15 protein-coding genes are annotated in these 18932 nt (G+C 64.2%); 6 read left to right on the plus strand and 9 right to left on the minus strand.

What is annotated here, in order from left to right:
* Positions 1–163: 163 nt before the first annotated feature.
* Entirely contained in the window at positions 164–514 is a 351-nt protein-coding gene (locus ACX9OW_RS05060) for a helix-turn-helix domain-containing protein (protein ID WP_043033515.1), read from the minus strand.
* A 122-nt stretch (positions 515–636) separates the two neighbouring features.
* Between ACX9OW_RS05060 and ACX9OW_RS05065 the strand changes: the two genes are divergently transcribed.
* Positions 637–1395: a hypothetical protein gene (locus tag ACX9OW_RS05065; RefSeq protein WP_231298593.1), complete on the plus strand. Its 759-nt coding sequence runs from the start codon at positions 637–639 to the stop codon at positions 1393–1395.
* 20 nt (positions 1396–1415) lie between these two features.
* Here ACX9OW_RS05065 and ACX9OW_RS05070 read toward each other — a convergent pair whose 3' ends face one another.
* Complete coding sequence (locus tag ACX9OW_RS05070) at positions 1416–2468, minus strand: DNA-binding protein (RefSeq protein WP_021201903.1); 1053 nt, start codon at positions 2466–2468, stop codon at positions 1416–1418.
* Positions 2469–2742: 274 nt separating this feature from the next.
* On the opposite strand from ACX9OW_RS05070, the gene ACX9OW_RS05075 reads away from it, so the two are divergent.
* Entirely contained in the window at positions 2743–4323 is a 1581-nt protein-coding gene (locus tag ACX9OW_RS05075) for an ATP-dependent nuclease (RefSeq protein WP_459062001.1), read from the plus strand.
* On the plus strand, positions 4301–5398 hold the full coding sequence (locus ACX9OW_RS05080; protein ID WP_459062002.1) for a UvrD-helicase domain-containing protein: 1098 nt from the start codon (positions 4301–4303) through the stop codon (positions 5396–5398). The genes ACX9OW_RS05075 and ACX9OW_RS05080 overlap by 23 nt, the downstream gene beginning before the upstream one ends.
* Positions 5399–5413: 15 nt before the next feature.
* Here ACX9OW_RS05080 and ACX9OW_RS05085 read toward each other — a convergent pair whose 3' ends face one another.
* From ACX9OW_RS05085 to ACX9OW_RS05115, 7 genes are read right to left on the minus strand one after another with little or no spacing between them, the layout of a single operon-like run.
* Positions 5414–5689, minus strand: a complete 276-nt coding sequence (locus ACX9OW_RS05085; protein WP_019184735.1) for a hypothetical protein — start codon at positions 5687–5689, stop codon at positions 5414–5416.
* Positions 5686–8877: an efflux RND transporter permease subunit gene (locus ACX9OW_RS05090; RefSeq protein WP_049402758.1), complete on the minus strand. Its 3192-nt coding sequence runs from the start codon at positions 8875–8877 to the stop codon at positions 5686–5688. The genes ACX9OW_RS05085 and ACX9OW_RS05090 overlap by 4 nt, the downstream gene beginning before the upstream one ends.
* Before the next feature lie 8 nt (positions 8878–8885).
* Positions 8886–9836: an efflux RND transporter periplasmic adaptor subunit gene (locus tag ACX9OW_RS05095; protein ID WP_021201906.1), complete on the minus strand. Its 951-nt coding sequence runs from the start codon at positions 9834–9836 to the stop codon at positions 8886–8888.
* Positions 9833–11110, minus strand: coding sequence for a TolC family protein (locus ACX9OW_RS05100; protein WP_043033510.1), 1278 nt, complete (start codon positions 11108–11110; stop codon positions 9833–9835). The genes ACX9OW_RS05095 and ACX9OW_RS05100 overlap by 4 nt, the downstream gene beginning before the upstream one ends.
* A 55-nt stretch (positions 11111–11165) precedes the next feature.
* Positions 11166–11522, minus strand: a complete 357-nt coding sequence (locus ACX9OW_RS05105; RefSeq protein ID WP_012480228.1) for a hypothetical protein — start codon at positions 11520–11522, stop codon at positions 11166–11168.
* Positions 11519–12136 (minus strand): cation transporter, encoded by a 618-nt coding sequence (locus ACX9OW_RS05110; RefSeq protein WP_005413376.1) that lies wholly within the window; start codon positions 12134–12136, stop codon positions 11519–11521. The genes ACX9OW_RS05105 and ACX9OW_RS05110 overlap by 4 nt, the downstream gene beginning before the upstream one ends.
* A gap of 24 nt (positions 12137–12160) precedes the next feature.
* Positions 12161–14119: a cytochrome c/FTR1 family iron permease gene (locus tag ACX9OW_RS05115; RefSeq protein WP_043033508.1), complete on the minus strand. Its 1959-nt coding sequence runs from the start codon at positions 14117–14119 to the stop codon at positions 12161–12163.
* A gap of 90 nt (positions 14120–14209) precedes the next feature.
* On the opposite strand from ACX9OW_RS05115, the gene ACX9OW_RS05120 reads away from it, so the two are divergent.
* The 3 genes from ACX9OW_RS05120 to ACX9OW_RS05130 are packed head-to-tail and all read left to right on the plus strand — an operon-like array spanning position 14210 to position 18909.
* A complete protein-coding gene (locus ACX9OW_RS05120) occupies positions 14210–14623 on the plus strand; it encodes a MerR family transcriptional regulator (RefSeq protein WP_012480230.1) in 414 nt (137 codons plus the stop codon).
* A complete protein-coding gene (locus tag ACX9OW_RS05125) occupies positions 14620–15891 on the plus strand; it encodes a site-specific integrase (RefSeq protein WP_005413373.1) in 1272 nt (423 codons plus the stop codon). Before ACX9OW_RS05120 ends, ACX9OW_RS05125 begins: the two co-directional genes overlap by 4 nt.
* A gap of 24 nt (positions 15892–15915) precedes the next feature.
* Complete coding sequence (locus tag ACX9OW_RS05130) at positions 15916–18909, plus strand: Tn3 family transposase (RefSeq protein WP_043033507.1); 2994 nt, start codon at positions 15916–15918, stop codon at positions 18907–18909.
* Positions 18910–18932 lie beyond the last annotated feature (23 nt).

Consider the following 18932-nt stretch of genomic DNA (forward strand, 5'->3'; position numbering starts at 1 on the left):
TTAGACAAGGCGCGTGTGTATCGGTCGTGAACAAAATCTCAAGTAAGCCTGAGATGTCGCGACTTGTCAGTCGCACTAGCCGCGGACACTGCAGCTCCCTCCAGAAGCGCCCAAAGGGCGGGTTGAGGCGAAGAGTTGCCCATAGGGCGAGCGCTTGTTCGGTTTACTTCTCGGGCGTGGCCTCGATCAGCTTCACCAACTCGCGCTTCTGCTGCTTGCTTAGCGAGCCCCAGCGCAGGAGCAACTTGGCCAGCAGATCATCGTCGGTGTAAAGGAAGGCGGCGGGGATCCCCAACGCTTGGGCCAACCGCTCAGCAATCTCCAGCATGGGCTCGTGCTTGCCACGCTCGTACTGGTTGATTCGGGGGCTGGCCACGTGAGGATCCAGACCGGCCCGGATGCCCAACTCCTTCTGCGACAAACCCGTGTGCAGGCGGGCTTGTTTGAGGCGTCGAGCGAAGGTCGGTGTTGAGTCGACGGACAAAGTCACGCGCGCACCCCATGGAGACCCCATAAGGATGGCGGATGTACCCAGCCTTGCATACTAAGATATTCTTAGCTTTGAGGCAACCGGCGACACCGGTAGCGCCGCCCCCCCCCCAGGAGCCACGCCGCTCCCTCATCCCCGGAAACCGCATGCCCGGAACCTCGTCAATGACGCCATCTGGGGTCGCCAGCATCGAGGAGTTGGGCCTTCGTGGCACCCTTTTCCTAGCCGCACTGTTAGCCGCGCAGCTACGACGCCTACCGGTGGCGCCCACACGCCGCTCCACCTTGCTGGTGCTGGACACGCTGCGAGACTTGGCCTTGATCCAAGTTCCCTGGCCAGCGGATCGATGGCAGATCCGCCCCGATGCCGAGGTCACGCCCATCGAAGATCCGCAATGTGCTTTCGCCTGGTCTACCCACGAGCGCAGGCACCTGCTCCCGGTGCTGGAAGACCAACTCGGCGATATGGCACACGATGTAGACTTGGCGGACGCGAAACTGGAGCTGTGGGATGAACTTGCACTCTGGGAGACCGAGCAGTTTCTGGAGCAGCAATTGCTCAAACATCACTTCGACCCAGGCTGGGCACGTGATGTGGGGTTCGTCTTTCAATCCGGACCGCGGGGCTTGCCGATCGCGCGGTGGCGTTACTGCTGCTGGGCGGCGGTACGCCAAGGTGCCTCGGTGGCGATGCGTCTTGGCGTGCACGACAGCGCCCATGTGCGGGAAGCCATCTTTCAGGAGGTCCAGAAGCGCCTGCGCTACCTGATGACCAGTTCGCCCGAGCAAGGCATGTTCAAGCCCTATCATTTGGCACCGGAGTCCTCAGTAGCCAAACTGTTTGTAGATTGGGTCGTCCCTATGGAATGGGCGTACTGGACAGGTGAGCGCCACCCCAGCCGCTAGCAGACAAACGAGCAGCCTCGTCAGTCGGCTCCCCCATCTTGCGCATGGCCGCGCCGAGTTTTCTTCACCGCATTTTGTGCTGGCGTCAGTTGATTCAGTAGAGGCTCTAGCGCTTCAAGACGTGCATTGGCACGCAACGCATCGGCTTCAGCGCTCTCGCGGCGCTCACGCTCCCGCGCAAGGGTGTCTTGAACTTGAGCTAGCTCGTTGCGCATGGTATCCAAGGTCTTGGCGTCAGTCTTCCAGCGCTCCTGCAGTGCCAAATAGTCCGTCGCGGTCTGGCGCAACGCCACGACCTCGCTGTGTTGGCCTTCGTGGGCCTGTCGTAGCTGGGCAAGCTCACGCTCAATCCGCCCGTGGCGCTCCAGCCATTGACCATTGTCGCGGTTCAGCACCAACAGCTCCTGATTCTTCGCGCCCAAGGCTTCATTGGCCTGACGTAAGGCTACTTGCAGCTCTTGGACCTGATGCTCGTGACGGCGAAGCTCTTGCTCACGCTGCTCTTTGGTTGAAGTGCGGTAGTGCTCAAGCGCTTCCCGGGCATGGGCATGCTTGTCCTCCAGAGAACGCGTATGCGCCTCATGATCAGCCAGCCGCACCGTCATGCCAGCGATGCGCTCGTTCAACTGGGCGATTTCCGCGATCCTGTCACCTAGATTCTGTTGAAGGAGGGCGTGAGCAGCTTGCTCTTGGTGCAGGCTTGCTTCGGTGCGCTGCAGCCGACTGCTCAAGGCGGCAGCCTCCTCTTGGGCACCGGAAAGCGCCTGTTGCCGACTGTGGAGCTCAGCCTGATGGCGCTCACGCTCCTGGGTGAGGATGGCCTCTGCTTCCTCCTGGAGCCGCGAGGCCAAGCGCGCAACCAAGTCCTGCAAAGCATCACTAACGGCTACCGTCCTCGCCGGACCGCCGCCTTCCTCTCCTTCCAGTTCACGCAAGTAGCGGTGGATCGTGGTCTTGGAGCCCGTGTTGCCCAAGGCCACTCGCACCGCGTCGACTGACGGCTTCTTGCGTTGGGCCAGCAGCGCGTCGCGCGCCTTCTGGACGTCACTCTTATAGAGTCCTGCGCGCGCCATCGTGCCACCTCACTTTATTTCGTAATGTATTACATACCATGTAATTACATACTATTAAAGCAGGTAGACGACCGCTCGTCGGCGAAAATAGTTATACGGGATAATATTGAATTATCCCGCGTAAGGCGGATTCTGACCCTTCCCGGCGTCCCAAGCAGTACGAAACCGCCCAGGGCCGGCGATCGCTGGGTAGTATGGCCCAGAGCGGAAAGGAGGCCAGCCAGGGTGCAGGCAGGCTCCGCCACCGAGCCCGTTGGCCATCATAGGACTGTGCATGCCGATCGAACGTATCGTCATCGACAACTTCAAGTCGTTTCGCCATCTGGACCTGCCCCTCAATGCCCACATGAACCTGGTGGTGGGCGACAACGAGGTCGGTAAATCCACCCTGCTGGAGGCCATCCACGCGGTGGTCACCGGCCAGCTGCATGGGCGCAATCTTGCCTACGAGCTCACGCCCTACCTGTTCCACCAGCCCACGGTGCGGGAGTACTTGGGAGCGCTTGCCACGGGCACGCCGGCCTCGCCGCCACGGATCTCCATCGAAGCCTATCTGGGCGCCGACGCCGCGCTGGCGTCGTTACGCGGCACCAACAACTCCCTGCGTCTGGATACCGCCGGCATCCGGCTGCTGGTCGAGCTCAACGACGACTACCGCGAGGAGTTCAACGCCTACCTGCAGCAGCACCAGGGCGCGGTCAGCCTGCCGGTGGAGTACTACACGGTGCGCTGGTACTCCTTCGCCAACAATGGCGTCACCGCCCGTAGTATTCCGTTCGACTCGACCATCATCGACACGCACGGCATCAAGACCTTGTCCGGTGCCGATCGCTATATCGCCGGCATCATCGAGCAGGCACTGACGCCTGCGCAGCGCGTCTCGCTGTCGCTGAGCTTCCGCCGCATGCGGCAGAGCTTTTCCGAAGAAGCGGATGTGGCAGCGATCAATGCCTACTTGACCGAGCACACCGGGGACATCAGCCACAGGGCATTGACGGTAGGCGTGGACACATCGCCGCGCTCAACGTGGGAAACCAGCCTGTCACCCTACCTGGATGAGCTCCCGTTCACCCAGGCCGGCAAGGGCGAGCAAAGCGCGGTGAAGATGAAGCTGGCGATGCACGCGGCCGGCGCGGCTCACGTGCTGCTGATCGAGGAGCCGGAGAACCATCTGTCCTATTCCAGCATGACCCAGCTGATCGACAAGATTGCGGCCCTCTCCACCGCCCAGCAGGTGATCATCGCCACCCACAGCAGCTTCGTGTTGAACAAGCTGGGCGTGGACAACGTGATCCTGTTCAGCGCGCAAGGCCAGATGAAGCTGGACCAGCTGCCCAGCGATACCCACGACTATTTCATGAAGCTGCCGGGCCACGACACGCTGCGGTTGATCCTGGCCAAGCAGGCGATCCTGGTGGAAGGCCCTTCCGACGAACTGATCGTGCAGCGTGCCTACAGTGACCATCACGGCGTGGCGCCGATGGCTCACGGCGTAGACATCATTTCGGTCAAGTCGTTGGCATTCAAACGCTTCTTGCAGATTGCCGATCGACTGAGGATTCAGGCCAAGGTGATCACCGACAACGACGGTGATATCGCAGTTGTGCAAGAGCGCTATGCCGAGCACATCAACGCGATCTATTACGATTCCGACGAGAGCGCCCCTTCGCTGGAAGAGCAGCTGATCAAAGCCAACTCGCTGGCCGAACTCAATACCGTGCTGGGCAAGGCCTTTGCCGATGAGGTGGCGCTGCTCAAGTACATGAAGGGCCATAAGACCGATACGGCCTTGGCGATTTTCAATAGCCCGCACTCGATCAGGTTCCCGGACTATGTCCAGCGTGCCATCACCTAACCGGGTCCTGCTCTCGGCAGCCGGCTCGGGCAAGACCACGTTGCTGGTCCGGCAGGCCTTGGAGCGACCTGAGCGCCGCATCGCGATTGTCACCTACACGCTGGAAAACCTGGAAGAGATCCGGCGCTCGTTTGAGGCCCACGCAGGCGCGGTCCCCGCGCATGTCACCTTGCACAGCTGGTATGGCTTTCTGCTGCGCCAGTGCATTCGCCCGTACCAGGCTGCGCTTTGCCCTGAGCCTCGCATCGAGACCATCCTGTTCGTAGAAGGTGTCACCAACAACCGCGCCCCACGCACCCAGGTGGCGCGCCACTACCTGGCGGGCAACCGGATGTATTCGGACCGAGCGGCCGATTTCGCTGTGCGCTGCGATGAGCTGACCCAAGGCCAGGTCGTGGCGCGATTGGCGGCGATGTACGACGAGCTCTACATCGACGAAGTCCAGGATCTGGCCGGCTTTGATCTGGATCTGGTCGAACGGCTGTTGAAGAGCGAGATTGCCATCACGTTGGTAGGCGATACGCGCCAAGCCACGTATGCGACCAACTATGCGCAAAGGTACAGCCAATACCGTGGTCCGAATCTGGCAGCGCTGTTTCAGATTTGGGAGGCCGACGGCTTATGCCGGCTGGATCACCGCCTCACCAGTCTGCGCTGCGTCCAGGCCCTGTGCGATATGGCTGACACGCTCTATCCGCAGATGCCGCGGACCCAATCAGGCAATGGCGAGGTCACCGGACACGATGGCATCTACCTCGTCGCTCCAGGGGATGTGGCCGCGTACATGCAGGAGTTCGCCCCCACCGTGCTCCGGCATGACCGGCGGCAGGCGTGCGACGGACTGCCGGCGGTGAACTTTGGGCAGTGCAAGGGCCGCACCTACAGTCGGGTCCTCATCTTTCCGAACGGGCCGTTGACGCAGTACCTGTGCACGGCCGATGCAGCGCGTATCACCGCGCCGCCGAAATACTACGTGGCCTTCACCCGGGCGCGGCAAAGCGTGGCCTTTGTGTATGCCGGCGCGTGCGCGTTGCCGGGTCATCAGCTCTATGCGCCTGCCAGCGCAGACGCATAGAGCCAGGGGCTGCGATCACATCTTCTTTAACGGCGCCGCGGTGGGCGGCGGCGGTACCGGGCCCGGGTCGTTGAAACACAGCATGATCTGATCGATGCCGAATTGATCGGCCAGGACCTGGGCAATCACAGCATGCACCAGGTCCAGGTCGACCGAGGGCGCCGCGACCGTGATGGTGGCCGCGATCGCACGGCCATGCTCACCGGCGACCAGGCGCAGGTCGTCCACCGCTTTCACGCCCGGGTCGGTAAACATCGCCGCACGGACCTGTTCCAGGTTGAGCTCGTTCATGGGGACTCCAAAGCAGTGCTACCGGCGCGGGGAGCTCGGTCGCGATGCAGCCAACGATAGAGCACCGGCAGCACCAACAAGGTCAATGCGGTGGATGAGACGATGCCGCCGATGACGACAGTGGCCAGCGGCCGCTGCACTTCCGAGCCAGCACCGACATTCAAGGCCATGGGTAGGAAGCCCAGCGAGGCTACCAGGGCGGTCATCAACACCGGTCGCAGGCGTCCAAGGGCGCCGTCGCGCACAGCGTCGTCTAGCGGATCGCCCTGTTCGCGCAGACGGCGGATGAAGGCGATCATGACCAGCCCGTTGAGTACGGCCACGCCCGACAGCGCGATGAAGCCCACGCCGGCAGAGATCGACAACGGAATCCCGCGCAGAGCCAGTGCCAGCACACCGCCGGTCAGCGCCAGCGGCACGCCACTGAACACAATGGCCGCATCCTTGGCCGAGCCGAAGGCCATGAATAGCAGAGCGAAGATCAACGCCAGTGTCACCGGAACGACCACGCCCAGGCGTTGGGTGGCCGAGATCAGCTGCTCGAAGGTGCCGCCGTAATCGATCCAGTAGCCCTCTGGAAGCGCGACATCCTGGCCGATGCGTGTGCGCAACTCGCCGACGAACCCGCCCAGATCGCGCTCGCGCACGTTGGCGGTGATCACCACGCGGCGCTTGCCGTTCTCGCGGTTGATCTGATTGGGCCCGCGCTCTACCTGGATCTTCGCCACTTCCCGCAGCGGCACCGTGCGAGGCCCCCCATTGGCGCCGGCGGCCAGACGGCTGGACTCATCGACACTGGTGCTTGCCGGCAGCGGAATGGGCAGATCTGCCAGCACAGCGGGGTCTTGGCGCTGCGCTTCGGGCAGGCGCACGACCAGGTCGAAGCGGCGGTCGCCCTCGATCAACTGGCCGGCAACACTGCCCCCAATGGCGGTGGCCACCGTTTCCTGCACATCGCCCGGGTTCAGGCCATACCGTGCCAATGCCGCCGGATCTGGCGTGATGGTCAGCAGCGGCAGGCCGGAGACCTGCTCGGCCTTGACGTCTTCGGCGCCGGGGACGCTACGCATGACCCGCTCGACCCGGCTGGCCAGGCGCGTCAACTGGTCAAGGTTGTCGCCGTAGACCTTGACCGCCACGTCCGAACGGACGCCGGAGATCAACTCGTTGGTGCGCATCTGGATGGGCTGGGTGAACTCGTAGTTGCTGCCCGGGATTTCCTTGGCCGCCGCCTCCAGCTCTTCCACCAGCTCGGCCTTGGGCTTGCGCGGGTCGGGCCACTGGTCGCGGGGCTTGAGCATCAGGAAGGTGTCGGCCATCGACGGCGGCATAGGATCGGTGGCCACCTCGGCGGTGCCGATCTTTGAGAAGATGTTGGCCACCTCCGGGAACTGGGCCAGGCGCTTCTCCAGCGTTTCCTGCATGGCCACCGACTGCTCCAAGCTGGTGCCGGGAATACGCATGGGCTGCAAGGTGATGTCGCCCTCATCCAGGCTCGGCACGAACTCCGAACCCAAGCGGGTGGCCAGCACGCCACAGCCCACCACCAGCACGGCCGCGCCGGCCAGCACCACCACGCGCCGACGCAGGGCCCAATCCAGCAGCGGCGTATAACGGGCACGCGACCAGCGCATCAGGCGGTTGTCGTGCTCAGCCACACGGCCGCGCAGGAAGCTGGCGATCGCCGCCGGCACGAAGGTCAGCGACAACACCATGGCGCCGGTCAGGGCCAGCACCACCGTGATCGCCATCGGGTGGAACATTTTTCCTTCTACCCCGGACAGCGAGAAGATCGGCAGGTAGACCGCGGCGATGATGCCCAGGCCAAACAGGCTGGGACGGATCACCTCGGCGGTGGCCGAGGCGGTCAGGTCATAGCGCTCTTCATCGTTGAGCTGGCGGCCTAGCGCGTGCTGCGCCTCGCCGAACCGGCGCAGACAGTTCTCGATGATGATCACCGCCCCGTCCACGATCAGGCCGAAGTCCAGCGCGCCCAGGCTCATCAGGTTGCCCGACACGCCGCCACGCACCATGCCGATGATGGTGAACAGCATCGCCAACGGGATCACCGCCGCGGTGATCAACGAGGCGCGCACATTGCCCAGCAGCAGGAACAGCACCACCACCACCAGCAGCGCGCCCTCGATCAGGTTCTTGGACACCGTGCCGATGGTGCGATCCACCAGCGCGGTGCGGTCATAGACGGCCTTGGCATGGACGCCGGCAGGCAGGCTGGCGTTGGCGGCATCCAGCTTGGCCGCGGCCGCCTGGGAGACTTCCCGGCTGTTGGCGCCGAACAACATGAAGGCGGTACCGACCACGACCTCGTGGCCATTCTGGGTGGCCGCGCCCGTGCGCAGCTCCTTGCCTTCGCCCACGCTAGCGACGTCGCGCACCCGAATGGGCACGCCATCGCGCCGGTCCAGCACGATGTTGCCGATTGCCTCCAGATTGGCTAGCTGGCCCGGCACGCGCACCAGGAACTGCTGTCCGTTGCGCTCGATGTAGCCGGCGCCGATGTTCTGGTTGTTGCGCATGACCGCGGCGACCACGTCGTTCAACGTGAAGCCCAGCGCCACCAACTGAGCTGGATCGGGAGTGATGTGGATCTGCCGCTCGAAGCCGCCGATGGTGTTGACCTCGGTGACGCCGGGCGTGGTGCGCAGCTGCGGCCGGATCACCCAGTCCTGCAGGGTGCGCAGGTCCGTGGCCGTGTACGGGGTGCCGTCGGGCTTGCGAGCGTTGGGCTCGGCCTCCACGGTGTACATGAAGATCTCGCCCAACCCGGTGGAGATCGGCCCCATTTCCGGGTCCAACCCTTCGGGAAGCTGGGAGGCGATCTGCTGCAGGCGCTCGGCGACCTGCTGGCGGGCAAAGTACAGGTCGGTGCCGTCCTTGAAGACGACGGTGACCTGCGAAAGCCCGTAGCGCGACAGCGAGCGGCTGTAGTCCAGCTTGGGCAGACCGGCCATGGCCGTTTCGATGGCAAAGGTGACCCGTTGTTCGGCCTCCAGCGGCGAGTAACCCGGGGCCTGGGTGTTGATCTGGACCTGGACGTTGGTGATGTCGGGTGTGGCGTCAATGGAAAGGTGACGGTAGCTCCACACGCCCAGCGCAACCAGCGCAGCGGTGAGCACTAGCGTCAGCCAGCGATGGCGGATGGACAGCCCAATGAGGCGTTCGAGCATGGCGGGCCTCATTCTTCTTCCACGGTGGACTTTTCGATGTCGGCCTTGATCAGGAAGCTTTGGGCCACCACCACCTGTTCACCGGCCTTGAGGCCTTCCAGCACTTCGGCGCGTTCGGCGTCGCGGCGCCCCAGCTTCACCGGCCGGGTGTGGTAGGTTTCGCCCTGCTGCACGTAGACCACGTCCTGGTCTTCTGCGGTCTGCAGCGCCGTGATCGGCACCACCAACGCTGCCGATTGGCGATCCACGGTGACCCGCGCCTTGACCGCCGACCCCGGCCGCCACAGGCCATCGGTGTTGGCCACCGTGCCGCGCGCAATGGTGCTTTGGCTGGCGGTGGCGGTGCCGGGCAGGACGCGCTCCAAGGTGGTCTGTGCGGTGACGCCATCGCTCAAGCGGGTAACCGTCACCGGCACGCCAGCACCGATGTGCTGGGCGTCGGCGCCGAAGATGTGCAGGTCCACCCACAGCGTGGACAGGTCGGCGACCTCAAACAGCGGCGCGCCCTCAGCGGCGGCCATGCCTACGGCGGCCGTGCGCGCCATGACCACGCCACTGATCGGCGCGGTGACGGTATAGGTGGTCAGGCTCAGGTTGCTCTCTACCGTGGCCAGTGCCTGGCCGGCCCGTACCTGATCACCCACGCCCGCACGCACGGAGCGGACCGGTCCGGGGAAGCGTGCCGTGACCTGCGCGATGCGACCGTCAATCGGGGTCAACAGCCCTTGCACCTCATGCTCGTCAGCAATCTCACCGGGGCCTGCCGGTGCGACCTGGATACCCGCTGCCTGCGCAGCTTTGGCGGCAATCTTGGTTTCCAGCGGCGCTTCCTCGTGCTCGCCGTGCTCTTCGCCCTCAGCGGCGGCGCCGCCTTCGGACGCTTCGTTGGGGGCCGACGCGTTGCAGGCGGCCAGCATCATCAGGGCCATGCCCAGTGCGGTCCAAGAAAAGCGATTCATGGGGTCTCTCCGGTGGAAGCAGCCGCCGGCGGCGCGACAAGCGCTTGGCCGGTCAGGCGTTGAATTTCGATCAGGGCGCGCTGCGCATCGAGCGCCACGTCCAGCTGCTGCTGGGCCATGGCCGTGCGTTCGGACTGCAGCTGTGCCCATTCCAGGTAGCTGATCGCGCCGGCGCGATAGGCGCGCTCGGCGGCCTTCTCAGCCCGGGCCAACTTCGGCAGCACCTCGCCTTGCAGCCGTGCCACCTCGGCCTGCGCCACGGTGTAGCGACCATGGGCTTCGACCAGCGTGGAATACAGCGACAGGCCCTTGGCCTCGCGCTCGATCGTCAGAACCTCCAGCTCGGCTTCGCCGGCGCGGATCTCCGGCTGCGCGCGGCTGCGGCTGCCCAGTGGCATGGACAGGCTGGCCACCAGCGCGGTGTCGTCAGTCTCCTGCAGGCGGCGCACGCCCAGCTGCCACGACAAGTCCGGCGAGGCCGCCGAACGCGCCAGCTGCAGTCGTGCCTGCGCGATCCGGCGGGCATCGGCAAACTGCGCCAACTCGGGAGTGCGCTCCAATTCCTCGGCCAGCGACTGCATGGACGCGATCGCCGGCAGGGTCATGGGATCCGCCGCGGCCACCTCGAAGCTCGGAGCACGTTCGCCCCAGAGGGCAGCAAGGTGCTGCCGGGCGGCAATGCGCTGCTGCTCGGCCCGATCACGGGTCAACTCTGCTCTCGCCAGTGCTGCTTGTGCGGTGAGCATCACCGATTCGGGAGACGCGCCAGCCTGCAGGCGCTGCCGGGCAGCGGCGACGGTCCGCTGGCGCTGGCCGACATCCATGTTCGTCAGGCTGCGTTGCCGGTCGGCACCGACAACGGCCAAATAGCGCTGCGCCGTCTCGGCGAGCAGGTCCAGCCGCCTGGTCTCGCGCTGCACGGCCAGTGCATCAATCCGGCTTTGGGCCAAGGTGCGGCGGGCGTCGAGCTTGCCGCCGCGCTCCAGGACCGAGCTCAGGCTCAAGGTCAACTCCGCGCTGTCCAGGCCACGGGCCGCGCCCGTGCCCAGCGCATTTTCAACCTCCGCCCCCAACGTCCACGGTGGCCGCTGCACGGCCTGGTCGCGCTCGGCAGCGAGCACCGTGGCTCGCGCATCGACCAGGCGCAGCTCGGGGTGGGTTTGGGCCACGCGTGCAAACGCGTCGTCCAAGGTCATCAGCTCTTCTGCTGTCGCCGGCGTTGCCGCCGCGCTCAACAGTAGCCACGCGGCCAGGGCCGCCAATCGCACATGCATGAAGTACTCCAGAATTTTCGATAGCCAACAGGGATCCGGCGCACGCCGGCGCGCATCACCCTGCGATCGGCGGCCGGAACGGCGCGAGCAGGTGCTCATGCCGATATCTGTCCGCATGGGCTGTCGCCGACGGCCAATGCCGGCCGATATGAGCAATGGCCAACACTATTTCTGGAGCCGGCGCGGCCTGGCTACAGCACAGCACCAGCTGCTGTAGCCGGTGCAGCGCGGCGTCTACGCCACGCTCGGAAGCTGGTGATGCCACTGCCGGGTCATGGTCGGCCGCGGCCAGATGGGTTTGAGCATGGAGCTCGCCAACCACTGCCAGCACCGGCTGCGTCACAAGGCCCACGGCCAAGTGCGCCAGCAGCAGCCAGCGCAGGCCACAGCTCAGCCGGCCAAGCGCTGTCATGCAGGCGTTTTGCGCGCGTCGGCACGCGCCCGGCGAGCATCACCCAAGATCTCGAAAGCCTCCTTGATCACATACAGGCCGATCAGGGCGCCGATCACGAAATCCGGGTAGGGGCTGGCCAGCCACCACACCAACAGGCCGGCCAGAATCACCCCAACGTTGGCCACCACATCGGCGCGGGTAAACAGCCAGGTCGCTCGCAGATGCACTTCGCCAGACTTCAAGGGGGCGAGCATACGGAGCACCTTCAGGTTCACGGCCAGCGAGACCAGAGCGGTACCGATCATCCAACCGCTGACCGGCTCGGCGCCGTACATCACCCGGCGGCCGACTTCGACCAGCACGCCTACGCCCAGCACCAGCAGCACGCTGCCACTGACCCACGCGGCGTTGGCCTTGAAGCGCGCCGTGCGCCCGATAGCGACCAGGCCAATGGCATAGGCGGTGGCGTCAGACAGCATGTCCAGCGCGTCAGCCAGCAGCCCGGTGGAATGGGCAATCCAGCCGGCAATGCCGCCGATCACGGCCATCGCTGCATTCAGGACCAAGGCGATCCAGAGGATGCGTCGCTCCTCCTTGTTCTTGGCTTCGTGGTGGCACCCGCAATCACTCATGTCTTGGTCCTCTGCTGTGTTGTTTCATTGCTTGTTTGCGCCTGGCTGTCTACGCACACCGGAACGGGCATTGGCGAGGAACCCCACGATGGCGGCGGTGCCTACCAATACCTGCGCCAGCAGCGACTGCCAGGTGGGATACAGGCCGATCCACTCGATGCGCGGCAACGCGAGCGGTGTTTGAGAGATCCAGCCCGCTTCCTGCAACGCGGCCACGCCTTTACCGATCAGGATGACCGCCATCACCGCGATGAGAATCGAGCTGATCGAAAAGAACCGGCCAATCGGCAGCCGCCTGCTCATGCGCAGCATCCAGTACGCCACCGCAGCCAACACCGCGATTCCCGCCGCCAGGCCTGCGAGGATGGCGGTGGACGCCTGATCGCTCCACATCGCGATGTAGAACAAGATCGTCTCAAACACCTCGCGGTACACCGCGACAAAGGCCAGCATGAACAGGAAAACAGCCGAGCGCCGTGTCAGCGCAGTCGTCAGCTTGGCGTGCAGGTACTCCTGCCACCGCCCTGCAAGGCTCTTTTGGTGCATCCAGATGCCTACGCTGAGCAGGACAGCGGCAGCGAACAAGGCCGAGACGCCCTCAGTGACTTCCCGGTTCGCACCGCTGATATCAACAAAGTAAGTGGCCACCGCCCAGGTAGCTGCGCCTGCCAACAACGCGCAGATCCAACCCGCATGCACATACGGCAACACATCAGACCGCTCGGCTTTACGCAAGAACGCCACGATACCAATCACGATCAGCAGCGCTTCCAGTCCTTCGCGTACCAAGATGGTAAAGCTGCCTAGAAACGCGGTGCTGGCGCCTATTCGGGTGTCCTGCAGCGCCACGTCCGCGCGATCAAACAGCTGGGCAATTTGCGCTGCCTGCCCGGCAACGTCAGCCGCGGGCGCATGCTGATCCAGCTGCGCGCGGTAGCCTGCCATGGCCGTCTCGATCTCTCGCAGCAATGACGGATTGCGCGTGGCCAGCGTGGGTTCAAGCGGCTCTACACCATCCAGATAGGACGAGAGCGCAAGCTTTTTGGCTTGAGCCAGGTCCTCATCAGCGTAAGCGCGCTGGCTGGCGGCCAGTCGCTGCCGCGCCACCGCAAAGCGATCGGCTCCTGGTACCGCTTCGTTTACTACCTGTGGCTGCGAACGCAGGTAGGCGATGATCGCGTTTGCCTGATCGGCGGGCATCGTGGTGGCAAGATCGGCCTCTCGCGTGCGTGTCAGCGCTTCGAGCGAGGGAATGTGCGTATGGGCCTCGGCACTGGTGCGCCATAACGCCTCACCTTGAGCCTTGGCTTGCGAGGAGTACCCCAAGCTGCCCACATAGAATGCCAACGCCCAGCGATCACTTTCTGACAGCCCAGAGAAGCTGACCATGCCGGTACCCGGCACACCCTGGGAAATGACCTCGTACAACGACAGCGGCGTTCGCTGCGCGGCGCGAGTGGCATCGGTGAACGCGATCGGCGGCGGACTTAACGCTTGCGCGGCGGGGCCATCACCGTGACCTGTGGGGCCGTGACAGGCCGCGCACTGCTGGCTGTAGATGGACGCGGCCTGGGAGGTCTTCGGCGCGCTCGCCGGAACAGCGCCGATCGGGTAGCGGGCCAACAGCGTCGTGCCGAGCCCGCGCGCCAACGTTGCCACTTGCGCCGGGTCGGCCTTCTCTGCCACCGCCTGGACCAGGCGGTCGGCCTGGGCCGTCAGCTCCTGCTGGTTCTGGCCACTGGGCAATGCTGCCAGCTGACTGCGCACGGCGCCGGCAAACTCGCTCATTTCGGCGTATTCGTTGGGGGCAATTACGCGACCGGCCTGGACCGCGCCGGGGTAGTCGACCGCGATGTAATCGAGCATCTGCCAGGTTTGGCGCAGGTCTGCTGCGGCAGGCTCCGCCTGAGCAGAAGCGGGCAGAACCCAGCCGATCAGCAAGGCAATCAGGCAGTAGCGAATCAAGGCGATGGGCAGTGGCATGGTCGTCACATGCAGCGCCGCGGCCGGAGTGGCGGCGGATACGGGTTCAGCGTAAAGTCCGTAGCTACTACGGAGTCAAGCGTACTACGAATGAAAATCAGTGAGGCTGCCGACGCCAGCGGATGCCACTTGGAGACGATTCGCTATTACGAGCGGATCGGGTTGCTGCCGCGCCCGGGGCGCACGGGCAACGGCTACCGGGTCTATGGCCCGGCCGACATCGAGCGGCTGCGCTTCATTGCGCGTGGCCGGGACCTGGGCTTCAGCCTGGAGGAGGTCCGCAGCCTGCTGCAGCTGGCCGGCGATGAGGAGCTTTCGTGCGGGGACGTGGACCGGTTGGCCCGCAGCCATCTGGCCGACGTGCGCGCCCGCATGGCCGACCTGCAGCGCATGGCCAGCGAGCTGGAACGGGTGATTGCCAGTTGCCATGGCGGGCAGCGGGCGGAATGCACCATCCTGTCGACGCTGCGCCAGACGACCTCGGTGGAGGCCACGCGCCAGTGACCGAACTGGACCGCTACCTCGATGCGGCCACGCGCCAGAACACGGTGCGCAGCTATGCGTCGGCGCTGCGGCACTTCGAGGTTGAATGGCAAGGCCACCTCCCAGCGACACCTGACAGCGTGGCCCGGTACCTGGCCGCTTATGCGCAGACCTTGGCGACCAGCACCCTCCGCCAACGTCTGGCGGCCATCGCCTCTTGGCACCGCGACCACGGCTTTGTCGACCCGACCCGATCGCCGCTGGTGCGCAAGGTGCTCAAAGGCATCCAGACCCTGCACCCGGGCCAGGTCAAGCAAGCCGCGCCGCTCCAGATTCGGCGGCTGGTCGAGCTCGATGACTGGCTGGCCGCGGCGATCGCTGCGGCACATGCCCGGGGCGATGGGCCGGCGGCGCTGCGCCATCAACGAGACCGAGCGCTGGTGCTGCTCGGGTTCTGGCGGGGATTCCGTGGCGATGAACTGCTGCGTCTGGACGTGGCCCATCTCACGCTGGTGCCGGGACAGGGGATGACCTGCTTCTTGCCACGCAGCAAGGGTGATCGCCAAGCAGCCGGCGTCACCTACAAGGTGCCGGCGCTGTCGCGGTTATGTCCGGTGGAGGCGACCCAGGCGTGGCTGCAGGCGGCCGACCTGCAAGAAGGGCCGGTGTTTCGGGCAGTCAACCAATGGGGCCAGGTGAGCGCCGAAGGCCTGCATCCCAACAGCTTGGTGCGCCTGCTGCGCGAGTTGCTGACCAGTGCAGGCTTTGCCGATGCGGGGCTCCACAGCAGCCATTCGTTGCGCCGCGGCTTTGCCAGCTGGGCCAACGACCAAGGCTGGGACATGAAGGCCTTGATGGAGTACGTGGGCTGGCGCGATGTGCAGTCGGCCATGCGTTACCTGGACGGGCGTGACCCGTTTGCCCGGGACCGCATTGAAGCAAGCCTGCCCAGTCCAACCGTGCCGGTACCGGCGATGGCACTGCCGGCGCCGGAGGGCAAATCGGCCCTGCAGCTGCGCCTGCGCATGGTGCTGACCCCGTTTGCCCGCACGGGCCGCGGCGCGGCCAAGGCCCGAGGCCGAATTGAAGAGATCTGCTTGGCCCCGTTCCAGGCTGTGCGCCTGAACACCGCCAGCAGCGAGTACCAGTTGACTGCTCCCACCGATCCCGAAAGGGATCTGGATGAAATCCTGGCCACGTTGCTCGATGACATGCACCGCATGGCCGATACGCACCAGTGCTTCCTGGAAGCGTCGCTCAGTACAGACGACGGCCGGCACTGGGACTGATCCCCCTCACACCCTCCGGATCCAATGGCTACCCTTCACGAGACCGCCTACCCGCGACTGAAGCCTGATCCCACCGCCAAGGAACTGGAGGAGATCTATACCCCGACCGCCGCTGAGATTGCATTCGCCAAGCAGCTGACCACCCAGCCGGGTCCGCAGCTGGCGGTACTGATTCATCTCAAGCTCTTCCAACGCTTGGGCTACTTCACGCTGTTGGCCGACGTACCCGAGCGGATCCGGAAGCACATCGCCAAGGCCGCCCGACTCGGGCGCGTATTGGACACCGACCAGCTCGAACGCTACGACGCTTCCGGCAGCCAGCGCCGGCATATGCCGCAGCTTCGGCAATTCATCGGGGTACGTCCCCTGGATAAATCGGGCTTGGCTTGGCTGGACACAGTGGCCACCGGAGCAGCCCAGACCAAGCACACCATCCCGGACATCGTGAACGTCCTGCTCGAAGAGCTGGTGCACCATCGCTACGAACTGCCCGGTTTCCGCACTCTGGAGCTGGCCGCCATCGGCGCCCGTGAGCGGGTCAATCTGGGCTACTACCGCAGCATCAGCCACGCGCTGACGCCTGCCACGCGCACGCTCATCGACGAACTGCTGCGCGCACCGGAAGGGTCCAGGTTCACCGGCTGGCAATCACTCAAGCGCGAGCCCGGCCGGCCCACCAACAAGGAAGTTCGGTTCTACCTGCAGCACATCCGCATGCTGCAGCAGTTGGCCGACCAGCTGCCTCCCATCGATGTGCCGGTGCCCAAGCTCAAGCAGTTCCGTGCAATGGCTCGGGCCTATGACGCCAGCGAGCTGGCCGAACTGGCTCCGGACAAGCGCTATGCGCTGGCCACCATCTTCATTCGCGCCCAGCATGCCAAGACACTGGATGATGCAGCCGAGTTGTTCATCAAGCAGGTGCGCGGGCTGGAGAACACGGCCCAGCAGAAATTGCTGGCCTACCAGCTCGAACATGCCAAACGGGCCGACTTCCTCATCGGCCAGCTCAAGGAAATCCTGCAGGCCTATCAGCTAGACGGCAGCGATAGTCAGCGCGTGGATGCCATCGACAACAGCCTGGAAGCGGAAGTGTCGACCTTGCTGGCCGAATGCGAAGAACATATGGCCTACGCCGGGAAGAACTACCTGCCTTTCATGCTGCAGCCCTATGGCGCGGTCAGGCCGCTGCTGTTCAATGGGCTGGAGCTGATGAAACTTCGGGCGACCAGCCACGACGCCGGCATGGAGCCGCTGATCGCAGCGGTGCTCTCGCTGCGCAACCAGCGCCGTGAGCTGATCGAGGTCGCCTCCCTCGGTTTGGACCCGGAAAAGGACTTTGACTGGATGTCCAAGCTCTGGTGTCAGCACGTGTTCGGCAAGCGGGCCAGTGCAGCCGGCGCCGGCTGGATGCACCGTAAGTACTTCGAGCTGGCCGTGCTGGTGCAGGTCAAGGACGAACTGAAGTCCGGAGATCTCTTCATTCCCAGCAGCGAACGGTTTGATGACTACCGTGAGCAGCTGGTCGATGAAGCCACCTTGGCCCAGGAACTGGAAGCCTACGGCCAGGTGTCAGGCCTGCCCACCGACGCCGAGTCTTTCGTGGCGGGATTACGTGCACAACTGACCTCCCTGGCCGATGAGGTCGACGCGCGTTTCCCGGAGAACGTACATGCGGACATCCTGGATGGGCGCCTGGTGCTGCGGAAGGGGCAACGCGCCGAAGTCTCCAGCGCGATTACCACGGTGGATCGCCTCATCGCCGAACGGCTTCCAGAATCCAGCATCGTCGATGTCCTGATCGATGCCAGCCAATGGCTGGATCTGCACCGTTTCTTCCGCCCGATCGCCGGCACCGAGAGCCAGGTCGAAGATCTGCCCCGACGTGTGATCACCACGCTATTCTGCTACGGCTGCAACCTGGGGCCGACGCAGACGGCGCGGTCGATCAAGGGCTTCAGCCGGCGCCAAGTCGCTTGGCTCAACCTGAAATACGTGACCGAGGATGTGCTTGAGAAGGCCATCGTGGAGGTCATCAATACCTACAACAGATTCGACCTGCCTGGCTATTGGGGCAGCGGCAAGAGCGCATCAGCTGATGGCACGAAGTGGAGCGTCTACGAGGACAACCTGCTGTCGGAGTATCACATCCGCTACGGCGGCTACGGTGGCATCGGCTACTGCCACGTGTCCGACAAATACGTAGCGCCGTTCAGCCACTTCATTCCCTGTGGCGTGCACGAGGGCATCTACATCCTCGACGGTCTGTTGGCCAACACTTCCGACATCCAGCCTGAGATCGTCCATGGCGACACGCAGGCCCAAAGCTATCCGGTCTTCGGCCTGGCCCACATGCTGGGCATCCAGCTGATGCCCCGGATCCGGAACATCAAGGACCTGACATTCTTTCGGCCCGAACCGGGTAGGGCTTATAAGAACATCCAGGCACTGTTCGGGGACAGCATCGACTGGCAACTGATCGCCACCCATCTCCACGACATGCTGCGGGTGGTGATCTCAATCCGATTGGGCAAGATCACCGCGTCCTCGATCCTGCGCCGGCTGGGCACCTACAGCCGGAAGAACAAGCTGTACTTCGCCTTCCGGGAACTTGGCAAGGCCGTTCGAACGCTGTTCTTGCTGCGCTACATTGATGACAATGAGATCCGCAAAACGATCCACGCTGCCACCAACAAGAGCGAGGAATACAACGGCTTCGTGAAATGGGTGTTCTTTGGCAGCCAGGGGATCATTGCTGAGAACGTCCAACACGAGCAGCGCAAGATCATCAAGTACAGCCAGCTGGTGGCCAACATGATCATCCTCCACAACGTGGAAGGCATGAGCCGGACCTTGGCCGAGATGAGGAAGGAGGGGATTGAACTGACGCCCGAGATCCTGGCCGGCCTGTCGCCTTATCGGACCAGCCACATCAATCGCTTCGGCGACTACCACCTGGATCTTGAAAGGGAAGTGGCGCCGCTGAGCTACACAGCCAAGGTGCTTGAACAGACCCCATAGATGGGGAGAACCTGATCGAGAGA

This window comes from Stenotrophomonas genospecies 5 (assembly GCF_054473825.1).